Below are 22,899 nucleotides of genomic sequence, written 5' to 3'. Positions count from 1 at the left end.
TCACACTCCAAGCTTCTCGGCGAGCACGGCGGCGATCCGTGCGAGGGACTCCGGACGGGTCAGGTCGCCGTGCCCGCAGGCCAAGCGGTGGCTCTCGATCCGGCCGTCCAGGTAGGGCCGCCAAGCCTGCTCGTACGGCCAGTCGGCGGGCTTGTCGAGGGTGGCGCCGAAGAACACGGCGTCGCCCCGGTACTGCTCGGGCAGGTGCTCGGCCATCAGCTTGCGGTGCCGGTCGAACACCTCGGGCAGGATGTCCGCGGCCTCGCCGAGCACGGCCGCCAGGTCGGCCTGGCCGCTGCCGTCCGCCGGGTCGTAGCCCAGCGAGCGCAGCAACTCGGCCAGCGTGTCGGCCGGTTCGGTGGTGGGCGGGGCGGCGTCCGTGCGAACCGCCGGGGCGCCGTCCAACAGGGCCAGCAGGCCGACCGGCGCGCCCTCGGCCCGCAGCCGGACCGCCATCTCCTGGGCGACCACCGCGCCGAAGGACCAGCCCAGCAGGTGGTACGGGCCGGACGGGTGCACCGCGCGGATCTGCCGCACGTAGTCCTCGGCGATCTCGGCGACGCTCGCCGGCGCCCCGCCGCGCAGGCCACGGGCCTGGAGGCCGTACACCGGCAGCTCGGGGTCGAGGTGGCGCAGCAGCCCGGAGTAGACCCAGCTGATGCCGGCCGCCGGGTGGACGCAGAACAGCGGGGCCCGGTCGCCGCCGGTGCGCAGCGGCAGCAGGACGTCCAGGGCGTCGGCCGCCGGGCCCTGGTCGAGCCGGCGGTCGAGCCCGGCCACGGTCGGCGCCTCGAACAGCGCCCGCATGCCGAGGTCGACGCCGAGGGCGGTGCGGATCCGGGAGAGCAGCTTCATGGCGAGCAGGGAGTGTCCGCCGAGGTCGAAGAAGCCGTCGTCGATGCCGACCCGCTCCAGGCCGAGGGTCTCGGCGAACAGCGTGCACAGCAGGCGCTCCCGCGGGGTGCGGGCCGGGCGGCCGGCCGGCAGGGCGGCGAAGTCCGGTGCGGGCAGAGCGCGGTGGTCGACCTTGCCGCTGCCGGTCAGCGGCAGGGCGGGCAGCGCGACGAAGGCGGCGGGCACCATGTGGGCGGGCAGGGACTCGGCGGTGAAGGCCCGCAGCCCGGCCGGGTCGAGCGGACGGTCGGTGACCAGGTAGGCGACCAGCCGGCTGCCGCTGTCGTCCGGTCGGACGACGGCGGCGGCGACCTCCGGGTGGCGGGTCAACGCCTGCTCGATCTCGCCGAGTTCGATCCGGAAGCCACGGATCTTCACCTGGTCGTCGGTGCGGCCCAGGTACTCGATCCCGCCGTCGCGGGTGCGGCGGACCAGGTCCCCGGTACGGTACATCCTCGTACCCTCGGCGAACGGGCTGGCGACGAAACGCTCCGCCGTGAGCGCCGCGCGACCCAGGTAGCCCCGGGCCAGACCGGCCCCGGCGAGGTACAACTCCCCCGGAACACCCGCCGGCACCGGGTTCAGGTGCTCGTCCAGCACGTACCCGGCGGTCCCGGCGACCGTCCGGCCGAGCACCGGCCGCTGGGTGCCGTCGAGCGGCTGCACCAGCGCGTCCACGGTGGACTCCGTCGGACCGTACAGGTTGTACGCCCGGGTCCCCGGCGTCTCCCGCAACCGCGTCCACAACGCCTGACCGACGGCCTCACCGCCCAGCAGCACGAGCTTCGGGGCGGGGGCGTCGAGCAGTCCCTCCTCGACCAGTTGGGCCGCGAAGGACGGGGTGGAGTTCACCACGTCGAGGCCGTGCGTGCCGACGTGGCGGACCAGGGCGGCCGCGTCGAGGCGCAGGTCGTCGCCGATCAGGTGCAGCTCGTGCCCGGCGACCATCCACAGCACGCCGTCCCACGAAGCGTCGAAGCACAGCGAGGCCGTCAACGCGACCCTCCGCCGCTCCTCACCCGCCATCAGCTCCATCCGGTGGCCCGCCAGCAGAGCCGCGAGGCTCCCGTGCGACACCACCACCCCCTTGGGGCGACCGGTCGAACCCGACGTGTAGATCACGTACGCCGCATCCGCCGCGCCCAGCCGACGGCTCGGAATCCCGTCCGGACCGGGCACATCCGTGACATCCAGGACGGACAACCCCGCCAGCACCTCCGGCAACGGCCAACGCCCGTCACTCAACACCAGCACCGGCGCCGCATCCTCCAGCGTGTACGCCGTCCGCTCCGCCGGATACGACGGGTCCAGCGGCAGGTAGACACCACCGGCCTTCAACACCGCCAACAGCCCCACCACCGACTCCACCGAACGCGGCAGCGCCAACGCCACCACCGACCCGGGGACCACCCCGGCGGCGATCAGCCGGTGCGCCAGCCGGTTGGCCCGCGCGTCCAGCTCCGCGAAGGTCAACGCGACGCCCCCGTGGACCAGCGCCACCGCCTCCGGAGTCGCCACGGCCTGAGCCTCGAACACGGCCGGAACCAACGGCACCTCCGCCGCCAACGGCACCACCCCGCCCAGCAGTTCGGCCCGCTCGACCGGGGACAGCAGGTCCGCCCGACCGATCGGCTGGTCCGGCCCGGCCGCCACGGCCGCCAGCAGCCGGCCGAGCCGGAGGGCGATCGCCTCGGCCGTCTCCCGGTCGAAGAGGTCGGTGGCGAAGTCGATCACGCACTCCAGGCCGGCCGGTGCGCCGTCCGCGTCGAAGGACTCGCCGATGCCGACGCTCAGGTCGAACTTGGCGACCGCGCCGCCGGACGGCTCGACGGAGACGTCCAGACCGGCCGCGTCGAGCGGCGCCGCGTCGCCGTCGCCCTGCATCACCAGCATGACCTGGAAGAGCGGGTGGCGGGCCAGCGAGCGGGCCGGGTTCAGCTCCTCCACCAGCCGCTCGAACGGCACGTCCTGGTGTGCGTGCGCGTCGAGTTGGGTCTCCCGGACGCGGGCCAGCAGTTCGGTGAAGCTCGGATCGCCCGAGGTGTCGGTGCGCAGCACCAGGGTGTTGACGAAGAAGCCGACCAGGTCGTCCAGCGCCTCGTCGGACCGCCCGGCCACCACCGAACCGATCGGCACGTCGGTGCCCGCGCCGAGCCGGGTGAGCAGGGCGGCGAGGGCGGCCTGGACGGTCATGAACATCGTCACCCGCTGCGAGCGCGCCAACGTCACCAGATCGCGGTGGAGTTCGGCACCCAGCGGATGGACGATCCGGTCGCCGCGGTGGCTGGCGACGGCGCCCCGGGGGCGGTCCGCCGGCAGCGTCAGCTCCTCCGGGAGGTCGGCCAGCGCGTCCCGCCAGTAGGCGAGTTGGCGACCGAGGAGGCTGCCCTGGGCCTGGCCTTCGCCTTCGCCCTCGCCCTCGCCCTCGCCCTCGCCGAGCAGCTCACGCTGCCAGAGCGCGTAGTCCGCGTACTGCACCCGCAGCGGCGCCCGCTCGGGCGCGGCGCCCGCCACCCGCGCCGCGTAGGCCTCGGCGAGATCGCGCAGCAGCGGGCCCATCGACCAGCCGTCACCGGCGATGTGGTGCAGCACCAGGACGAGCAGGTGCTCGTCCCGGCCGGCCGGGATCAGGTGGGCCCGGATCGGCAGTTCGGCGGCGAGGTCGAACGGGCGCGAGGTGCAGGCCTCCGGCGCGGTGCCGCCGGGCAGCGGCTCGACGGGGACGCGGGCCGCCTCGGCCGGTCGGATCCGCTGGTACGGGGTTCCGTCCTCCTCCTCGATCACCGTGCGCAGGCTCTCGTGCCGGGCCACCAGGTCGCCGAGGGCGAGCTCCAGGGCCGCGGCGTCCAGCTCGCCCGTCACGCGGAGCACGAGCGGCAGGTTGTAGAGGGCGCTCGGGCCCTCCATCCGGTCGATCAACCAGAGCCGCTGCTGCGCGAAGGACAGCGGCACCCGCTCGGGCCGCTCAGCGCGGACGGTCAGCGCGAGCCGGTCGCAGCCCGCGTCGAGGCGGCCGGCGAGCCCGGCCGCGGTCGGCGCCTCGAAGACGTCCCGGATGCCCAACTCCGCACCCAGCACGGACCGGACCCGGCTCAGCAGCCGGGTGGCGAGCAGCGAGTGCCCGCCCAGCGCGAAGAAGTCGTCCTCCACGCCGACCGCGTCCAGGCCCAGCACCTCGGCGAGCAGGCCGCACAGGATCTCCTCCTGCGGGCTGCGGGCCGCCCGGCCGCCGGCCGCCGCCAGGGCGGCGAAGTCCGGTGCGGGCAGAGCGCGGTGGTCGACCTTGCCGCTGCCGGTCAGCGGCAGGGCGTCGAGCGGCACCACGGCGGCGGGCACCATGTAGCCGGGCAGCGACTCGCCGGCGAACCGGCGCAGCGTGTGGGCGAGTTCGGGGGCGGCGGCGCCGTCCACCGCGCAGTAGGCGACCAGCCGTCGGTCTCCTTCGCTGCTCTCCCGAACGGTCACCACGGTCTGGCGGACGGCGGGGTGGCGGGTCAACGCCTGCTCGATCTCACCGAGTTCGATCCGGAAGCCACGGATCTTCACCTGGCCGTCGGTGCGGCCCAGGTACTCGATCCCGCCGTCACGGGTGCGACGGACCAGGTCCCCGGTACGGTACATCCTCGTACCCTCGGCGAACGGGCTGGCGACGAAACGCTCCGCCGTGAGCGCCGCGCGACCCAGGTAGCCCCGGGCCAGACCGGCCCCCGCCAGGTACAACTCCCCCGGAACACCCGCCGGCACCGGGTTCAGGTGCTCGTCCAGCACGTACCCGGCGGTCCCGGCGACCGTCCGGCCGAGCACCGGCCGGTCCGCGCCGTCGAGCGGCTGCACCAGCGCGTCCACGGTGGACTCCGTCGGACCGTACAGGTTGTACGCCCGGGTCCCCGGTGCCTCCCGCAACCGCGTCCACAGCGCCTGACCGACGGCCTCACCGCCCAGCAACAGGAGGCCTGGTGCCGGTGTTTCCAACAGTCCTTCTGCCAGGAGCTGTTCGGCGTACGAAGGGGTGACCTCCAGGACGCCGATTCCGGCCTCGCGCACGTGGCGGACCAGCAGGGCGGCGTCCCGGCGGACCTCGTCGCCGATCAGGTGCAGCTCGTGCCCGGCGACCATCCACAGCACGCCGTCCCACGAAGCGTCGAAGCACAGCGAGGCCGTCAACGCGACCCTCCGCCGCTCCTCACCCGCCATCAGCTCCATCCGGTGGCCCGCCAGCAGAGCCGCGAGGCTCCCGTGCGACACCACCACCCCCTTGGGGCGACCGGTCGAACCCGACGTGTAGATCACGTACGCCGCATCCGCCGCGCCCAGCCGACGGCTCGGAATCCCGTCCGGACCGGGCACATCCGTGACATCCAGAACGGACAACCCCGCCAGCACCTCCGGCAACGGCCAACGCCCGTCACTCAACACCAGCACCGGCGCCGCATCCTCCAGCGTGTACGCCGTCCGCTCCGCCGGATACGACGGGTCCAGCGGCAGGTAGACACCACCGGCCTTCAACACCGCCAGCAGCCCCACCACCGACTCCACCGAACGCGGCAGCGCCAACGCCACCACCGACCCGGGGACCACCCCGGCGGCGATCAGCCGGTGCGCCAGCCGGTTGGCCCGCGCGTCCAGCTCCGCGAAGGTCAGCGCGGTGTCCCCGTGGACCAGCGCCACCGCCTGCGGAGTCGCCACGGCCTGAGCCTCGAACACGGCCGGAACCAACGGCACCTCCGCCTCCAACGGCACCACCCCGCCCAGCAGTTCGGCCCGCTCGACCGGGGTGATCAACGGGAGCAGCCCGATCCGGGTGTCCGGCCGCTGGACGGCCGCCGTCAGCAGCCGCGCGAAGTGGCGGACGACCGTCTCGGCCGTCTCCCGGTCGAAGAGGTCCGTCGCGAAGTCGAGCGCGCAGTCGATCCCGGCGGGTTCGCCCTCCGGGTCGAAGGACTCCTGGGCGATCAGGTTGAGGTCGAACTTGGCGACTCCGGTGGCCGCCGGCAGCGCCTCGCCCCACAGGCCGGTGGGCGGCGCGTCGGCCTGCTCGTTGTTCTGGAGCACCAGCATGACCTGGAAGAGCGGGTGGCGGGCCAGCGAGCGGGCCGGGTTCAGCTCCTCCACCAGCCGCTCGAACGGCACGTCCTGGTGTGCGTAGGCACCGAGGTCGGTCTCCCGGACGCGGGCCAGCAGTTCGGTGAAGCTCGGATCGCCCGAGGTGTCGGTGCGCAGCACCAGGGTGTTGACGAAGAAGCCGACCAGGTCGTCCAGCGCCTCGTCGGACCGCCCGGCCACCACCGAACCGATCGGCACGTCGGTGCCCGCGCCGAGCCGGGTGAGCAGGGCGGCGAGGGCGGCCTGGAGGGCCATGAACACCGTCACCCGCTGCGAGCGCGCCAACGCGACCAGCTCGCGGTGGAGTTCGGCACCCAGGAGTTGCGACACCCGGTCACCGTGGTGGCTGGCGATGGCACCCCGGGGGCGGTCCGCCGGCAGCGTCAGCTCCTCCGGGAGGTCGGCCAGCGCGTCCCGCCAGTAGGCGAGTTGGCGGGCGGCCAGGCTCTCCGGATCGACCTCCTCGCCGAGCAGCTCGCGCTGCCAGAGCGCGTAGTCCGCGTACTGCACCGGCAGCGGCGCCCGCTCGGGCGCGGTGCCCGCCGCCCGGGCCTCGTAGGCCTCGGCGAGATCGCGGACCAGCGGGCCCGTCGACCAGCCGTCGCTCGCGATGTGGTGCAGTACCAGGACCAGCACGTGGTCCTGGTCGGCGGTGCGCAGCAGGACGGCCCGGAGCGGGAGTTCGGTGGCCAGGTCGAAGGCCCGGCGAGAGGCCGCGTCGACGGCCTCGGCGACCTCGTCGGCCGGGCAGTCCCGGACGTCGAAGGGCACCGCCGCCGCGTCGGCCGGGCGGATCAGCTGGTGGGGCTCGCCGTCGGTCTCGACGATCACCGTGCGCAGGCTCTCGTGCCGGGCCACCAGGTCGCCGAGGGCGCGCTCCAGGGCGGCGGTGTCCAGCTCCCCGGCCAACCGCAGGGCCAGCGGCGAGTTGTAGAGGGCGCTCGGGCCCTCCATCCGGTCGATCAACCAGAGCCGCTGCTGCGCGAAGGACAGCGGCACCCGCTCGGGCCGCTCGGCCCGGGCGCTCAGCGCGAGCCGGTCGCAGCCCGCGTCGAGGCGGCCGGCGAGCCCGGCCGCGGTCGGCGCCTCGAAGACGTCCCGGATGCCCAACTCCGCACCCAGCGCGCCCCGGACCCGGCTCAGCAACCGGGTGGCGAGCAGCGAGTGCCCGCCGAGGGCGAAGAAGTCGTCGTCGGCGCCGACCGCGTCCAGGCTGAGCACCTCGGCGAGCAGGCCGCAGAGGATCTCCTCCTGCGGGGTGCGGGCGGCCCGGCCGCCGGCGAGGGCGGCGAAGTCCGGGGCCGGGAGCGCGGCGCGGTCCAGTTTGCCGTTGGCGTTCAGCGGCAGGGCGGGCAGCGGCACGATGGCGGTCGGGAGCATGTAGCCGGGCAGTGTCTCCGCGGCGAAGGCGCGCAGTCCGGCCGGGTCGAGGGGGCCGTCGGCGACCACGTAGGCGACCAGGCGCAGGCCGCTGTCGTCGGGCAGGACGGCGGCCCGGTGCACCTGCGGGTGCGCGGCCAGGACGCTCTCGATCTCGCCGAGTTCGATCCGGAAGCCGCGAACCTTGACCTGGTGGTCGGTGCGGCCGAGGTACTCCAGCTCGCCGTCGCGGGTGCGGCGGACCAGGTCCCCGGTGCGGTACATCCGCTCGCCCGCCGCGAACGGGCTGGCGACGAAACGCTCGGCGGTCAGCCCCGGCCGGTTCAGGTAGCCCCGGGCCAGACCGGCCCCGGCCAGGTACAGCTCCCCGGGGACGCCGACCGGCGCCGGGTTCAGGTACTCGTCCAGCACGTACCCGGCGGTCCCGGCGACCGTCCGGCCGAGCACCGGCCGCTGGGTGCCGTCGAGCGGCCGGGTGAGGGCGTGCACGGTGGACTCGGTGGGGCCGTACATGGTGTGGCCGGCGGTCAGCGGGGACGCGCACAGCCTGGTCCACAGGCCCTGGCCGATGGCCTCCCCGCCGAGCAGCAGCAGCTTCGGCGCGGGCTCCTCCAGCAGGCCCTCCTCGACCAGTTGCTCGGCGTACGAGGGGGTGACGTGCAGCGTGTCGATCCCGGTCTCGCGCACGTGGCGGACCAGCAGGGCGGCGTCCCGGCGGACCTCGTCGCCGATCAGGTGCAGCTCGTGCCCGGCGACCATCCAGAGCACGACCTCCAGCGAGGCGTCGAAGCAGAGCGACGCGGTCAGCGCGGCCCGCAGCCGGCCGTGCGCCGCCTCGGCGTCCGCGATCATCGTGGCCCGGTGGCCGGCCAGCAGGGCCGCGAGGCTGCGGTGCGGCACCAGCACGCCCTTGGGGCGGCCGGTCGAGCCGGAGGTGTGGATCACGTACGCGGCGTCCGCCGCGTGCAGGCGGGGCCGCGGGTCCTGTGCCGGGCCGGGCTCGTCCGTGACGTCCAGGACGGGCAGGGCGGCCAGCAGTTCGGGCAGCGGCCAGCGGGCGTCGGTCAGCACCAGGGCGGGCGCGGCGTCCGCGAGCATGTGCGCCGTCCGCTCCGCCGGGTACTCGGCGTCCAGCGGCAGGTAGGCGCCGCCGGCCTTGAGCACCGCCAGCAGCCCGACCACCGTCTCCGCCGAGCGCGGCAGGGCGAGGGCCACCACCGAGCCGGGGGCCACCCCGGCGGCGATCAGCCGGTGCGCCAGCCGGTTGGCCCGCGCGTTCAGCTCCGCGAAGGTGAGCGCGGTGTCCCCGTGGACCAGCGCCACCGCCTCCGGGGTGGCCGCGGCCCGGGCCTCGAACACGGCCGGGAGCAGCGGCGGTTCCCCGACCGACGCGGGGCCGGCCGTCAGCGCGGCCCGCTCGGCCTCGGGCAGGACCTCGGCGGCGGTGACGGCCAGGTCCGGGTCGGCGGCAGCCTGCCGCAGGATCAGGGCCAGCGCGGCGCCCAGCCGTTCCGCCGTCTCCCGGTCGAACAGGTCGGTGGCGTACTCCAGCCCGCCCGCGAGCCCGCCCGGGGTGCCGTCCGCGCGGTGGCGCTCGGTCAGCGACAGCTTGAGGTCGAACTTGGCGGTGCCGTAGTCGACGGGCTCCTCCGCCGCCGCCACACCGGGGAAGGACGGTCCGGCCTCGGCGGCGGTGGCGAAGGTCAGCATCACCTGGAACAGCGGGTGCCGGGCCAGCGAGCGGACCGGGTTGAGCTCCTCGACGAGGCGCTCGAACGGCGTGTCCTGGTGCTCGTACGCCGCGAGGTCGGTGTCCCGGACGCGGCGCAGCAGTTCGGCGAAGCCCGGCCGGCCGGAGAGGTCGGTGCGCAGCACCAGGGTGTTGGCGAAGTAGCCGACCAGGTCGGTGACGGCCTCGTCGAGGCGGCCGGCGACCGGAGTGCCGATCGGCAGGTCGGTGCCGGCGCCGAAGCGGTGCAGCAGGGTGGCGTAGGCGGCCTGGAGGACCATGAACAGGGTCGCGCCGTGCTGGGCGGCGAGCTCGCCGAGGCGGGCGTGCAGTTCGGCGTCGAGTTCCAGCGGGACGACGGCGCCGCGGTGGGTGGCGACCGGCGGCCGGGGGCGGTCCACGGGCAGCGGCAGCTCCTCCGGCAGGTCGGCCAGCGCGGCGCGCCAGTAGGCGAGTTGGCGGGCGGCCAGGCTCTGCGGGTCGTCCTCGTCGCCGAGCAGGTCGCGCTGCCAGAGCGCGTAGTCGGCGTACTGGACGGGCAGCGGCTCCCAGTGGGGGGCGCGGCCGGCGAGCCGGGCCCGGTAGGCGTCGGTGAGGTCGTGGTAGAGCGGGCCCAGCGAGGCGCCGTCCCCGGCGATGTGGTGCAGGACGAGGACCAGGACGTGCTCGTCCGGGCCCTCGGGCCGCAGGTAGGCGTGCAGGGGCGGGTCGGCGGCCAGGTCGAAGGTGTGACGGGCGAGTTCGTCCACCGGCCGGTCGGTGGTGGTGAGCAGCGGGGCGGTCGGCCCGTCGAGGACGTGCTGGTGGGGGGTGCCGTCGTGGACGGCGAAGACGGTGCGCAGGGCCTCGTGCCGCCGGACGGTGTCGCCGAGGGCGTCGGCCAGGGCGGCGGGGTCGAGCGGGCCGCGCAGCCGCAGGGCGAGGGTCACGTTGTAGGTGGCGGCGGGGCCCTCGGCCTGGGCGAGGAACCAGAGGCGGCGCTGGGCGAAGGAGAGCGGCACCCGGTCGGGCCGGGGGCCGGGCCGCAGCGCCGGCCGGGCCGGGGCGGGCACGTCGGCCGCGCGGTCGGCGAGCCGGTCGGTGAGCCCGGCGACGGTGGGGGCCTGGAAGAGGTCGCCGATGGCGAGTTCGATGCCGAGTTCGGCGCGGGCCCGCCCGGTGAGGCGGGTGGCGAGCAGCGAGTGGCCGCCGAGGGCGAAGAAGTCGTCGTCGATGGTGATGTCGTCGATGCCGAGCAGGTCGCCGAAGAGCTCGCACAGCGCCCGTTCGCGCTCGTCGCGGGGCTCGCGGCCGGTGCCGTCGGCGGCGACGTCCGGGGCGGGCAGGGCCCGGCGGTCGACCTTGCCGTTGGCGTTGAGCGGCAGCGCGTCGAGCAGGACGACGGCGGCGGGGACCATGTAGCCGGGCAGCGTGGTGCCGGCGAAGGTGCGCAGCTCGGCCGGGGTGAGCGAGGCGTCGGCGGTGCAGTAGGCGACCAGCCGGGTGTCGCCGGGGCGGTCCTCACGGGCGATCACGATGACCTGGCGCACGGCGGGGTGGCGGGAGAGCGCCGCCTCGATCTCGCCGAGTTCGATCCGGAAGCCGCGCAGCTTGACCTGGCCGTCGATCCGGCCGAGGAACTCCACGGCGCCGTCGGCGCGCAGCCGCACCAGGTCGCCGGTGCGGTACATCCTCTCCCCGGGCGCGTACGGGCAGGCGACGAACCGCTCGGCGGTCAGCCCCGGACGGTTCAGGTAGCCCCGGGCCAGCCCGGCACCGGCGATGTACAGCTCTCCCGGGACGCCGGGCGGGACGGGGCACAGCCGGGCGTCGAGGACGTAGCTGCGCATGGCGTCGAGCGGGCCGCCGATCGGCACCCGGGGGCCGTCGAGGTCGGCGTGGACGAGCGGGTGGTGGGTCGCGAAGGTGGTGGTCTCGGTGGGCCCGTAGACGTGGGCGAGCAGCAGGTCGGGGCAGGCGTCCAGGACGCGCCGCATCAGGGTGCCGGAGGCGGCTTCGCCGCCGGTGCAGACGACCCGCAGGGCGGCGAAGGTCTGCGGGGCCTGCTCGGCGACGAGGTCGAACAGGGCTTTGGTGAGGAAGACGGCGGTGACGTCGTGGCGGGTGGTGACGGCGTGCAGGGAGGTGGCGTCGAGGGCGCCGGGCGGGGCCACCACGACGGTGCCGCCGGCCAGCAGGGGCGTCCAGATCTCGTAGGTGGCGGCGTCGAAGGCGTGCGGGGAGTGCAGCAGGACCCGCTCGTGCCGGCCGTCCTGCCAGCGCCGGTCGGCGGCGAGGTCGAGGACGTCACGGTGGCGGACGGCGACGCCCTTGGGGCGGCCGGTGGAGCCGGAGGTGTACATCGCGTAGGCGAGCTGGTCCGGGTGGACGGGCACGCCGGGGCGGTGGGCGGGGGCGGCCGCCTCGTCGCCGGGGCGGACCACCACGGCCCGGTGCGGGAAGCCCGGGTCGGCGCGGTCGGTGAGCAGCACGGGGGCGCCGGTGTCGGCGAGCACGTCGGTCATCCGCTCGGGCGGCAGGCCGGGGTGCATGGGCACGTAGCAGCCGCCGGCCTTGAGGATCGCCAGGGTGGCGACGACGACGTCGACGGAGCGCTCCATCAGCATCGCGACGGGGGTCTCGGTGCCGACGCCGAGGGCGATCAGGTGGTGGGCGAGGCGGTTGGCCCGGGCGTCGAGTTCGGCGTAGTCGAGGGTGCCGCCGTCGTGGGCAAGGGCGGTGGCGTGCGGGGTGCGGTCGGCCTGGCGCTCGAAGGACTCGGCGAGGGTCCCGGGCCGGCCCGGGGCGCCGGTGGCGTTCCACTCGGTGAGGATGCGGGTGCGCTCCTCGGGGGCGAGGACGTCGAGGGTGGCGATGGGGGCGTGCGGGTCGGCGGCGGCACCGGTCAGCAGCAGGCCGAGCCGGGCGGCCAGCGCGGCGACGGTGGTGTGGTCGTAGAGGTCGGCGGCGTACTCGATCGAGCCGGTGAGCCCGGCGGGGGCGCCGTCGGCGCCGTGGCGTTCGGCGATGCCGATGTTGAGGTCGAACTTGGCGACCCGCAGGCCGATCGGTTCGGGCGCGGACTCCAGCCCGGGCAGGTCGAGTTCGGCGTCCTGTCCGTGGTTCTGGAGCACCAGCAGGGTCTGGAACAGCGGGTGGCGGCCGAGGGCGCGGGTCGGGTTGAGCTCCTCGACCAGGCGCTCGAAGGGGATGTCCTGGTGGGCGAAGGCGTCGAGCTGGGCCTCCCGGACGCGGCCGAGCAGTTCGGCGAAGCTCGGGTCGCCGGACGTGTCGGCGCGCAGCACGAGGGAGTTGACGAAGAAGCCGACCAGGTCGTCCAGTGCCTCGTCGGCGCGGCCGGCGAGGCCGGTGCCGAGCGGGATGTCGGTGCCGGCGCCGAGCCTGGTGAACAGTGCGGCCAGGCCGGCCTGGAGGACGGTGAACAGGGTGGTGCGGTGCGCGCGGGCGAGGTCGAGCAGGGCGCTGTGCAGGTCGGCGCCCCAGGCGAGGTCGACGGAGTCGGCGGCGCCGGTGGGGGCGGGCGGCCGGGGGCGGTCCGTCGGCAGCTCCAGCTCCTCCGGGAGCCCGGCCAGCGCGGTTCGCCAGTGGTCGAGTTGGCGGGCGAGCAGGCTCTCGGGGTCGCGCTCGTCGCCGAGCAGGTCGCGCTGCCAGAGCGCGTAGTCGGCGTACTGGACGGGCAGCGGCTCCCAGTGGGGGGCGCGGCCGGCGAGCCGGGCCCGGTAGGCGGTGGCGAGGTCGCGCAGCAGCGGGCCGAGCGACCAGCCGTCGCCGGCGATGTGGTGCAGGACGACGAGCAGCACGTGCTCGGTCGGAGCGAGGGTGAACACCGTGACCCGGATGGGCAGTTCGCGGCTCAGCTCGAAGGTCTCGGCGGCGGCCGCGTCCCGGCGGGCGGGGTAGTCGTCCGGTGCGCAGTCCACGACCAGGAAGCGCGGCTGCGCCTCCTCGGCCGGCAGGATCTGCTGCACCGGGACTCCCCCGGCCACCGGGAACACCGTACGCAGGGCCTCGTGCCGGGCGACCACGTCCACCGTCGCGGCGCGCAGCGCGGCGGTGTCGAGCTCGCCGCGCAGGCGCAGGGCGAACGGAAGGTTGTACAGCGCGGTCGGCCCCTCGATCTGGTCGATCAGCCAGAGACGCTGCTGTGCGTACGAAACCGGGATCACGGTGCTTCCTCTACTCACGTCACGGCACGGGGTGGTCTGGGACGGTCAGGCGACGGCCAGGGTGGGCCGGACGCTGGGCCGGCAGTCCAGGACGTCGAGGGGCTGCCCCATCGCGACGGCGATCCTGCGGTCGCCGCGGTACGGGTCCCGGCCGTGCGCGCACAGCACGTTGTCGACCAGCATCACGTCGCCGACCTGCCAGCGCTCGCGCACGGTCGCGGCGTGGTACGCCTCGTTGAGGGCGTCGACGTCGGCGCGCTCCAGCGGTTCGCCGTCCCCGAAGCCGGTGTTGAACGGGAAGCCGTCCGGGCCGAACTCGTCGGTCATCGCCTCGCGGATGTCCGGGTCGAGCGACCACTCGCTCCAGAAGGCCAGGTGGTTGAACCAGACCTCCTCGCCGGTCGCCGGGTGGTGGATGGTGCCGGGGCGCAGCTGGCCGGTGCGCAGGTTGCCGTCCGGCAGCCACTCCCAGGTGATGCCGTTCTCCCGGCAGTAGGCCTCGACCTCGGCCCGGTCCTCGGTGGCGAAGGCGGTGCGCCAGCCCAGGGAGACGTAGTCCGAGTAGTTGCGGGTGAGCGTCCAGCCGGACGTCCGCATCCGCTCGACCAGGTGCGCGGGCAGGTGGTCGAGCACCTGGCGGCAGTCGGCGGTCGGGGTGGCGCCGCCCTCCTCGGGGGCGGTCAGGCAGGCGAAGAGCAGCCGGCCCGGGAAGGTGAGGGTGTAGCTGTTCTCGTTGTGCATCCGGATCGGCTGGGGCGACGGCAGGTCGGTGGAGGAGAAGACGCCGTTGCCGTAGTCGCTGCGCGGGGTGGCCTTCTCCCGGTAGGGGGTGCGCTCGGGGATGAGGACGTCGCGCACGGCGGCGACGTCCTCGGTGCTCGCGACCGGCAGGCCGCGCAGGAAGATCGTGCCGTGCCGGTGCAGGGCTTCGGTGAGCTCGGTCTCGTTCTCGCGCAGCCATGCGCGGGCCTCGCCGATGTCGGCGGTGCGCGGGGCGTGGGCGAGGGCCGGACGGCCGGGGTTCAGTTCCCAGGTCAGCATGGTCGCGCTCACTGCCGGGCGAGGGAGGCGGTCAGGCTGGCGGGCCGGATGTCGGTCCAGTTGGCCTCGATGTGGTCGAGGCAGCCCTGGCGGGTGTCCTCGCCGTGGACGGTGGTCCAGCCGGCCGGCACGTCGATCCAGACCGGCCACAGCGAGTGCTGGTTCTCGTCGTTGACCAGCACCAGGTAGCCGGCGTTGTCGTCCTCGAACGGGTTGCTCATGGTGTCCTCCTTGGGTTGCTTCGAAGGTAGGGGCGGGCCGGGGGGCGCAACGGCAGGAGTCGCGGCAGGAACGCGGCAGTTCGGCTCGGGCGCCCGTCGGCGGTCCGCGGCGGCCCGGTTCAGCGCGGGGTGAGGCGCACCGGGAAGTGGTCCAGGCCGAAGTTGATGATCGAGCGGTTGTGGACGACCGGCCCGGTCGGTTCGATCACGGCGACGCGCTCCAGCATCGCCGTGAACAGGGCGCCGAGTTCGGCCTTGGCCAGCGGCGCGCCGATGCAGTAGTGGGCGCCGAGGCCGAGGGCGAGGTGCTTGTTGGGGGCGCGGTCGAGCAGGATCTCCTCGGGCCGGTCGAAGGCCTCCGGGTCCCGGTTGGCGGACCACACCCAGACCGCGACCCGGTCTCCGCGCCGGATGGTGCGGCCGTCGAGCTCGGTGTCCCGGCTCGCGGTGCGCAGGGTGTGCAGCCCGACGGACGTCCAGCGCAGGAGTTCGTCCAGCGCCGAGTCCATGCCGACCTCACCCCGCTGCAACTGCCGCCACAGTTCCGGGTGCTGGACGAGGGTGTGCAGGCCCATGGCCGCGGTGTGACGGACGGTCTGGACGCCGCCGACCACGATGTTGTCCAGGTTGAGGACGACGTCCTCGATCGGCAGCAGCTTGCCGCCGACCCGGTAGGTGGCCATCTTGCTGATCAGGTCGTCGCGCGGGTCGGTGCGGCGCAGCATCACCTGGTGCAGCAGGTAGGGGATGAGCTGCTGGTGGCCGGCCCGGCGCTCCTCGGGGGTGCGGCCGAGGAAGGCGACGTCGCAGACCCGCTCGACCATCTCGCGGTCCTTCTCGGGGACGTCCAGGAGGTCGCACATGACGGACAGCGGCAGGGCGGAGACGGCGTCGACGAGGTCGACCTCGCCCAGTTCGACGGCCCGGTCGACGATCGAGGCGGCGAGTTCGGTGATGCCGCGGGACGCTCCGCGCACCGGGCCGGGGGCGAAGAACGGGTTGGCGGGCGCGCGGAGTTCGCGGTGCCGGGGCGGGTCGGTGAGGGCCATCATCCGGCCGGAGCCGACCGGGACGTTGCCCTCGCCGGCGCCGAGCAGCGAGCCCTGCTCGGAGCTGTAGAGCGTGGCGTTGCGCAGCACCTCCGCGGAGTGCCGGTAGGAGAGCACCGACCAGATCGGCCCGTCGTCGACGGTGTCGGTGCGGTGGACGGAGGCCTCCCGGCGCAGTTCCGCGACCAGGGCGGGGGTGTCGGGGCGGGCCCACAGGCCCGGGTCGGTGAGGTCGACCGCGGTGGTGGTCAGCATGGCTACTCCGTCGTGGACTGGTCGGCGGCGGCGCCGGCCCGGTGGCCCGGGCCCGGTCGCTCGATGAGGGAGGTCAGCAGGTCGACCGGGCCGGGCCCGTCGACGGTGGCGAGCAGGTGGCCGCCGGGGACGATGTGGTGGCCGCTGGCGCCGCGGGTGTGGACGGCCCAGCCCTGGAGTCCGGCGGAGCCGAGCATCGGGTCGTCGGCGCCGACGACGGTGTGCAGGTCGGAGCCGATCGGCGGGTGCGGGCGGGGGCGGTAGGTGGCGACCACGGCCAGGTCGGTACGGATGCCCTGAAGCGCGTGCTCCTTCAACTCCGAGTCACCCTCGATGAGTTCACCCATGCCGGCCAGGCGCAGCAGGTCGTCCGCGGTGTGCTGCGGGCGGTCCCGGCCGGCCCAGGTGGCGGGCGGCGAGGCGGAGGCGGCGACCACCAGTTCGGGCCGCCGCTCGGCGGGCAGCGCCCGGGCGACCTCGTAGCCGAGCAGGGCGCCGAAGCTCTGCCCGTAGAAGCCGAACCGGCCCGTCAGGTGCGGGGTGAGGGCGTCCACGACGGCGTCGACCAGCAGGTCGAAGCTCGCGGGCATCGGGTGGCCGAGGCGACCGCCGCGGGCGGGCGGGCGCACGGCCCAGACCTCGGCGGTCGGGGCGAGGGCGCGGGCGAGCGGGGTGTAGGCGGTGGCGTCGCCCCCGGCGTGCGGGAAGCAGAACAGCCGGAACGGGCGGTGCGGCTGGGGCGCGGGGACGAGCAGCCAGTCCCCCTCGACGCGGGGGCGCACCCGCGTGGCGGTGGTCATGCGCCGCTGACCCGGGCGCGGGCGGTCAGGGCGGGCCGGGGGGCGGCGGTGCCGGCCTCGACGGCCTTGCCGACGGTGGCGGTGAAGGCGGCCAGGTCGGCCGAGTCCAGCAGGTGGCGCAGCTGGAGCTCGATGCCGAGCCGGCGGCGCAGCAGGTGGACGACGCGCAGCGCGGCGAGCGAGTGGCCGCCGAGCGAGAAGAAGTCGTCGGTGGGCGTGACGCCGGTCAGGCCGAGCACGGTGCGCCAGACCTCGGCGACCTGCTCCGCCAGCCCGCCGGGGCCCTCGGCGGGCGCCTCCTCGGCCGCGGGGGCGGGCTGCGCCGCGGGGACGGGCAGGGCCGCGTGGTCGACCTTGCCGTTCGGGGTGAGCGGCATGGCGTCCAGCACGGTGATCGCCGAGGGCACCAGGTGCGCGGGCAGGGTGGCCCGCAGGCGCTCGGTCAGCTCGGCGGCGGTGGCGGCGCCGGTGACGTAGCCGACGAGCCGGCGGTCGCCGGGGGCGGGCTCGTGGACGGTGACGGCGGCGGCCTGGACGCCGTCCAGCCGGGCCAGCGCGTGCTCGACCTCGCCGAGCTCGATCCGGTAGCCGCGCAGCTTGACCTGGCGGTCGACCCGGCCGACGTACTCCAGCCGGCCGCCCTCGCCGCGTCGGGCCTGGTCGCCGGTGCGGTACATCCTCTCGCCGGGGGCGGTCGGGTCGGCGACGAAGCGTCCGGCGGTCAGCCCGGGGCGGCCCGGGTAGCCGTGGGCGAGCCCGGGCCCGGCGAGGTACAGCTCGCCGACGACGCCGTCGGCGACCGGGGCGAGCTTCTCGTCCAGCAGGTGGAGGCGCACGCCGGGCAGCGGCTCGCCCAGGTGCGGACCGGGGCCGCTGATCCGCGCGGTGACGGCGTCGACGGTGCACTCGGTGGGCCCGTACAGGTTGAGCGCGTCGATGCCGCCGTCGGCGAGCTCCCGCCAGGTGTGCTCGGGGACGGGCTCGCCGCCCATGAACAGCCGCGGCACCCGGGCGCCGGTGAGCGGCTCGCGCAGCAGCTCCCAGTGCGAGGGGGTCAGGTCGAGGTCGGTGACGGCGTGCTCGGCCAGCAGGGCGGCCACCCGGGCCGGGTCGGCGCGGTCTTCGTCGCCGATGACCAGGACGGTGTCGCCGCGGCAGATCCGGGCCCACTGCTGGACGGAGGCGTCGAAGGAGACGCTGGCGTTCCAGCCGACCACCCCGGGCTCGGCGCGGTAGGCGCCGGCGGCCTCCAGTGCCTCCGCCAGGGCGGCGACGGCGCCGCGCGGCACCTCGACGCCCTTGGGGAGCCCGGTGGAGCCGGAGGTGTAGATGACGTAGGCGGGGTCGAGCGGGTCGGCCGCCTCCGGCAGGTCCGACCCGTCGGCGGCGGCGTCCGGGCGCAGGACCGGCACGTCCTGGGCCGCCGGGAGGCCGTCCGTACTGATCAGGGCCGCGAGCCGCGCGTCGGCGGCCATGAAGGCCAGCCGCTCGGCGGGGTAGGCCGGGTCGAGCGGGACGTAGGCGGCGCCGGCCCGCCAGACGGCGAGCAGGGCGACCGGCAGGTCGGCGGTGCGGGCGAGGTGGACGCCGACCCGGTCGCCGCGGCCGACGCCGTGGGCGCGCAGGGCGCGGGCCAGCGCGGCGGTGCGCAGGTCGAGTTCGGCGAAGTCCAGGCGGGCCGCTCCGGCGAGGACGGCGGTGCGCTCGGGGTGGGCGGCGACGGCATCGCGCAGGCGGTGCAGGAGGTCGGTCATGACGGTTCCTCAGGACTCTCGGACGGAGGCGGCCATGGCGTGCAGGGCTGCCGTGTAGGTGTCGATGAACTGCTCGGCGGTGGTGTCGGTGACCAGGGAGCGCTGGTGGTCCACGGCGAGCAGCACGCGCTGCGAGACCGGGTCCTGGATCAGCGAGGCGCCGAACGCGAAGCTGTTGGGCTCGTGGCGCAGGGTCGGCTCGCAGCCGATCCGGCCGTCCACGATGCGGGCGGAGCTGAGCCGGCCCAGGGCGTGGAAGCGCAGGTAGCCGAACTGGCTGTCCAGCGCGGTGTCGGTCATCAGCCGGGCGAGCCGGGCGAAGGGCACCCGGCGGTGCGGCATCATGTCCAGTTCCTCCCGGTGCACCTCGCGCACCAGGGCGAGCAGGTCGTCGGTGGGCTCGCAGCTCAGCGGGACGGTGTTGAGGAACAGCCCGTACACCTCGGTGCCGCCGAGCCGTTCCAGCCGGCCGTTCACGGCGAGGCCGGTGGTGACGCGCCGTCGCCCGGTGACGGCGGCGAGGGCGTGCAGGTGGGCCGCGAGCGCGACCGACTTGAGGGGCACGGCCAGTGCGTCGGCGACCTGCCGCAGCTGCTCGGGCGCCTCGGGCAGCACCCGCTCGACGGTGCGCGGCGCCTCGTGCACGTCCTCGCTGCCGGGGAAGGACTGGCCGCTGACGCCGGACAGCCGGTCGCGCCAGTACGCGAGCGAGCGCTCGTCCCCGGCGGCCTGCCGTTCGACGGCCACGAAGTCGCGGAAGGCGGTGCGCGGCGGCGGGGTGGGGGCGCCGAGCGGGTCGGCGGCCAGGGCCGTGTGGCGCTCCAGGATCTCGGTGAACAGCGAGGTGAAGCTCCAGCCGTCGAGGATGGCGTGGTGCTCGGAGATGGTGAGCTGGAAGGCGTCCTCGGCCAGGCGCTGCACGGTGATCCGGAACAGCGGCGGGGCGGTGAGGTCGAAGGGCGTCCACCGGTGGGTGTCGAACACCTCGCGGACCGCCGTGTCCTGGTCGGGCTCGCCGCGCAGGTCGGTGAACTCGACGGGCGCGGGCAGCCGCCCGTACACGAGCTGGAGCGGTTCGCCGTAGCCGGACAGGTCGAGGCCGGTGCGCAGCACCGCGTGGCGCTCCATGGCCTCGGCGACCGAGCGGCGGAAGGCCTGTTCGTCGAGGTCGCCCGAGATCCGGTAGGAGTTGACGTTGTGGTAGCTGTCGGTGCCGCCGGCGATCTCCATGTGGAAGACCATGGAGAGCTGCATGGAGACCATCGGGTAGGCGTCGGCCAGGCCGGGCGGCAGGTCGTCGCGGTCCTCCGGGGTGATCAGGGAGAAGGGCTCGTGGTCGGCCGGGCCTTCGGCGACGGGCTCGGCCAGCGGCAGCAGGGCGGCGACCGTGGGGGCGTTGAAGACGTCCCGCAGGCTCACCCCCCAGCCGCGCTCGTGCAGCGCGCCGGCGAGCTGGACGGCCCGGATGGAGTCGCCGCCGAGGTGGAAGAAGTCGTCGTGGACGCCGATGCCGTCCACCCCGAGGACCTCCGTCCAGACGGCGGCGAAGGCCTCCTCCTCCGGGGTGCGCGGCTCGACGTGGCGGCCTCCGGTGGCCGTGCTGCGCTGGCCGGGGGCGGGCAGCGCGGCACGGTCCACCTTGCCGTTGACGGTGAGCGGCAGCGACTCCAGGACGGTGAAGCTGGCCGGGACCATGTACGGGGGCAGCGAGCGGCCGAGGAAGGCGCGGACGTCGGCGGGCTCGCGCCCGGTGACGTACGCGGCGAGCCGGTCGTCGTGCACGGTGACGACGCAGGCGTCGACGTCCGGGTGGGCGGCGAGCGCGTTCTCGATCTCGCCGAGCTCGATCCGGAAGCCGCGCAGCTTGACCTGGAAGTCGGCGCGTCCGATGTACTCCAGGCCTCCGCCGGGCAGGCGCCGGGCGACGTCGCCGGTGCGGTAGAGCCGCGCCCCGGGCGGGCCGTAGGGATCGGCGACGAAGCGGCCCGCGGTGAGGCCGGGGCGGCCCCAGTAGCCGTGGGCGAGGCTGCCGCCGCCGATGTACAGCTCGCCGGCCGCGCCGGGCGGCACCGGACGCAGCCAGTCGTCCAGGACCTGGGCGGTGAGGTGCGGCATGGGCGCGCCGATCAGGCTGCGCTCGAAGCCGGCGCTGCCGGCCAGGTCGTGGGTGGTGACGTGGACGGTGGTCTCGGTGATGCCGTACAGGTTGCAGAGCCGGGCCGGGGGCGGCGGGTCGAGTTCGAACCAGCGCTGGACGACGCCCGGGTCCAGCGCCTCCCCGCCGAGCATGATCCACTTCAGCGCGGACAGGTCGCGCGGGCCGCGCCGCAGCACGGGCTCCAGCTGGCGCAGCGCCGAGGGGGTGAGGCAGAGGAAGGAGACCCGCTCCTGCTCCAGCAGTTCGGCGAACTCCTCCGGCGAGCGGCTGGTGACGTAGGGGACGACGACCAGGCGGGCACCGTGCAGCAGGGCGCCCCACATCTCCCAGACCGTCCAGTCGAAGGCGTAGCTGTGGAAGAGCGTCCAGGTCTCCTCCGGGCCGAAGCCGAAGTGCTCCGCGCCGTCCGCCATGAGCCGGCTGACGTGCTCGTGGGCGACGGCGACGCCCTTGGGGCGGCCGGTGGAGCCGGAGGTGAAGATGATGTAGGCGACGTCACCGGGGCGCCCGGCGGCCGGCGGGCGGTGGTCCGGCCGGACGGCCAGGTCGGCCGCCTCGGCGGTCAGGTCGTAGGCCTGCCAGGGGCCTTCGGGGGCCCGGTCCGGGCGGTCGGTGACGACGAGGGTGACGTCGGCGTCGGCGAAGACGAGCGCGGCGCGGTCGGCGGGGGCGGCGAGGTCGACGGGCACGTACGCGGCGCCGGTCTTGAGCACGCCGAGGACGGTGACCAGGACGTCGGCCGTGCGGTCCAGCAGCATGCCGACGCGGTCGCCGGGGCCGGCGCCGCGGGCTCGCAGGGCGTGGGCCAGGCGGTTGGCCCGGCGGTCGAGTTCGGCGTAGCTCAGGGTGTGGCCGGAGTCGCTGACGGCGGGCCGGTCGGGGTGGGCGTCGGCGGCCTGCTCGAACAGCCGGTGCAGGCAGTGGCCGGGGGTGTCGGTGGCCCGGACGGCCTCGGCCCCGGCGGTGCGGCCGGTCAGCCGCAGCACGGTGGCGTCGGGGTCGTCCAGGGCCGCGGTGAGCAGGGCGCCGAAGTCGGCGGCCAGCCGGCGCACCGTCCCGGCGTCGAACAGCTCGCTGCGGTACTCGGCCTCGCCGCGCAGTTCGCCGCCGGGGTCGCCGCCCGTCCCGCTGCCGGTCCCGCTGCTGTCGAAGACGGACCAGGTGAGGTCGAACTTGCTGGTGCCGTTGGAGCGCACCCGGCTCTCGGCGGTGGCCCGGCCGAGCACGAGCGGGGTGCGGTCCTCGCCGTGGGCGCCGAACACCACCTGGACCAGCGGCGGGTGCTGCGCGGTGCGGGCGGTGCCGAGCTGGTCGACCAGCTGGTCGAAGGGCACGTCGAGGTAGCCGTAGGCCTCGAAGGCGACGTCCTGGACGTGCTCCAGCAGGGCGCGGAAGCTCAGCCCGGGCGCGAGCCGCAGGCGCAGCGGCAGCAGGTTGACGAAGTAGCCGAGCAGGTGCTCCAGTTCGGGCCGGTTGCGGGTGGTGACGGGGGTGCCGATCACCAGGTCGTCGGCGCCGGTCCAGCGGTTCAGCAGCAGGGCGAAGGCGGCCAGTTGGACGGTGAAGGGGGTGACGCCCTCCGCCTCGGCCAGGGCGCGCACCTTCGCCGCCGTGCCGGGGGCCAGCCCGAACTCCTCGGTCCGTCCCGCCGCGCCCCGCTCGGCGGGACGGGGCCGGTCGGTGGGCAGCTCCAGCAGGGCGGGTGCGCCGTGCAGTTGCTCCTTCCAGTAGGTCAGGTGCTCCTCGAAGGAGGTGTCGAGCTCCTCCACCGCGTAGTCGGCGTACTGCACGGTCAGTTCCGGCAGGTCGGCGGCCCGGCCCTGCACCGCGGCGCCGTACAGGTCGGCGAGTTCGCGCTCGAAGACCTCGGCGGACCAGCCGTCCCAGACGATGTGGTGGACGGTGAACAGCAGCGTGGTGCGCTCGTCCGCCAGGTGGAAGGCCTCGGCGCGCAGCAGCGGTCCGGCGGCCAGGTCGAAGGGTTCGGCGCAGCGGGCGGTGAGCAGTTCCTCCAGGCGTCCGGCCTGCTCGGGGCCGCCCTGCGGGCGCAGGTCGGTCACCGCGAGCGGCACGGCGAGGGTGTGGTGGACCTGCTGGCGCGGGCCGTCGGGGTGCAGCGCGAAGGTGGTGCGCAGCACCTCGTGCCGGGCCACCAGGGCGTCCAGCGCGCGCTGGAGCAGCGGGAGGTCGAGCGGGCCGGTGACGTCGACCGTCCAGGGCGTGCAGTAGGTGACCTGCCGCGGATCGAGGCGGTCGAGGAACCAGAGGCCGCGTTGCAGCCCCGAGGCGGGCGCGGTGCGCGCCGGGTGGTCGGACGGGCTCACGGCCTCGTTCCCTTCGTGTGCGGTG

The 22,899-nt window shown here is 75.1% G+C and carries 7 protein-coding genes; all 7 read right to left on the bottom strand.

Going from position 1 to position 22,899, the window contains the following annotated elements; genetic code table 11:
• The gene (locus tag ACIO9K_RS27430) at positions 1 to 13,272 is read right to left on the bottom strand and encodes an amino acid adenylation domain-containing protein (RefSeq protein WP_400333930.1); all 13,272 of its coding nucleotides are present in this window, start codon (positions 13,270 to 13,272) and stop codon (positions 1 to 3) included.
• A 45-nt stretch (positions 13,273 to 13,317) separates the two neighbouring features.
• The gene (locus ACIO9K_RS27425; RefSeq protein ID WP_387812888.1) at positions 13,318 to 14,313 is read right to left on the bottom strand and encodes a TauD/TfdA family dioxygenase; all 996 of its coding nucleotides are present in this window, start codon (positions 14,311 to 14,313) and stop codon (positions 13,318 to 13,320) included.
• A gap of 8 nt (positions 14,314 to 14,321) precedes the next feature.
• Positions 14,322 to 14,534 carry an MbtH family protein gene (locus tag ACIO9K_RS27420; protein WP_063350320.1) on the bottom strand — a complete coding sequence of 71 codons (213 nt, stop codon included), beginning with the start codon at positions 14,532 to 14,534 and terminating at the stop codon, positions 14,322 to 14,324.
• 119 nt (positions 14,535 to 14,653) lie between these two features.
• Positions 14,654 to 15,838, bottom strand: coding sequence for a cytochrome P450 (locus ACIO9K_RS27415; protein WP_363621040.1), 1,185 nt, complete (start codon positions 15,836 to 15,838; stop codon positions 14,654 to 14,656).
• A gap of 2 nt (positions 15,839 to 15,840) precedes the next feature.
• Positions 15,841 to 16,638 (bottom strand): thioesterase II family protein, encoded by a 798-nt coding sequence (locus ACIO9K_RS27410; protein WP_400333927.1) that lies wholly within the window; start codon positions 16,636 to 16,638, stop codon positions 15,841 to 15,843.
• Positions 16,635 to 18,392 carry a non-ribosomal peptide synthetase gene (locus ACIO9K_RS27405; protein WP_400333924.1) on the bottom strand — a complete coding sequence of 586 codons (1,758 nt, stop codon included), beginning with the start codon at positions 18,390 to 18,392 and terminating at the stop codon, positions 16,635 to 16,637. Before ACIO9K_RS27405 ends, ACIO9K_RS27410 begins: the two co-directional genes overlap by 4 nt.
• 9 nt (positions 18,393 to 18,401) lie before the next feature.
• Entirely contained in the window at positions 18,402 to 22,874 is a 4,473-nt protein-coding gene (locus tag ACIO9K_RS27400) for an amino acid adenylation domain-containing protein (RefSeq protein WP_400333921.1), read from the bottom strand.
• Positions 22,875 to 22,899 lie beyond the last annotated feature (25 nt).

The organism is Kitasatospora sp. NPDC087271, from assembly GCF_044744605.1.
Taxonomy (GTDB): domain Bacteria; phylum Actinomycetota; class Actinomycetes; order Streptomycetales; family Streptomycetaceae; genus Kitasatospora.
The sequence above is the reverse complement of the archived record's forward strand: the minus strand, read 5'-3'. Positions and strand labels throughout refer to the sequence as shown.

What these genes read in the sequence shown, in the direction of transcription:
- ACIO9K_RS27405 (WP_400333924.1), bottom strand. Translation starts at nt 18,392, where the DNA reads ATGACCGACCTCCTGCACCGCCTGCGCGATGCCGTCGCCGCCCACCCC.
- ACIO9K_RS27410 (WP_400333927.1), bottom strand. Translation starts at nt 16,638, where the DNA reads ATGACCACCGCCACGCGGGTGCGCCCCCGCGTCGAGGGGGACTGGCTG.
- ACIO9K_RS27415 (WP_363621040.1), bottom strand. Translation starts at nt 15,838, where the DNA reads ATGCTGACCACCACCGCGGTCGACCTCACCGACCCGGGCCTGTGGGCC.
- ACIO9K_RS27425 (WP_387812888.1), bottom strand. Translation starts at nt 14,313, where the DNA reads ATGCTGACCTGGGAACTGAACCCCGGCCGTCCGGCCCTCGCCCACGCC.
- ACIO9K_RS27420 (WP_063350320.1), bottom strand. Translation starts at nt 14,534, where the DNA reads ATGAGCAACCCGTTCGAGGACGACAACGCCGGCTACCTGGTGCTGGTC.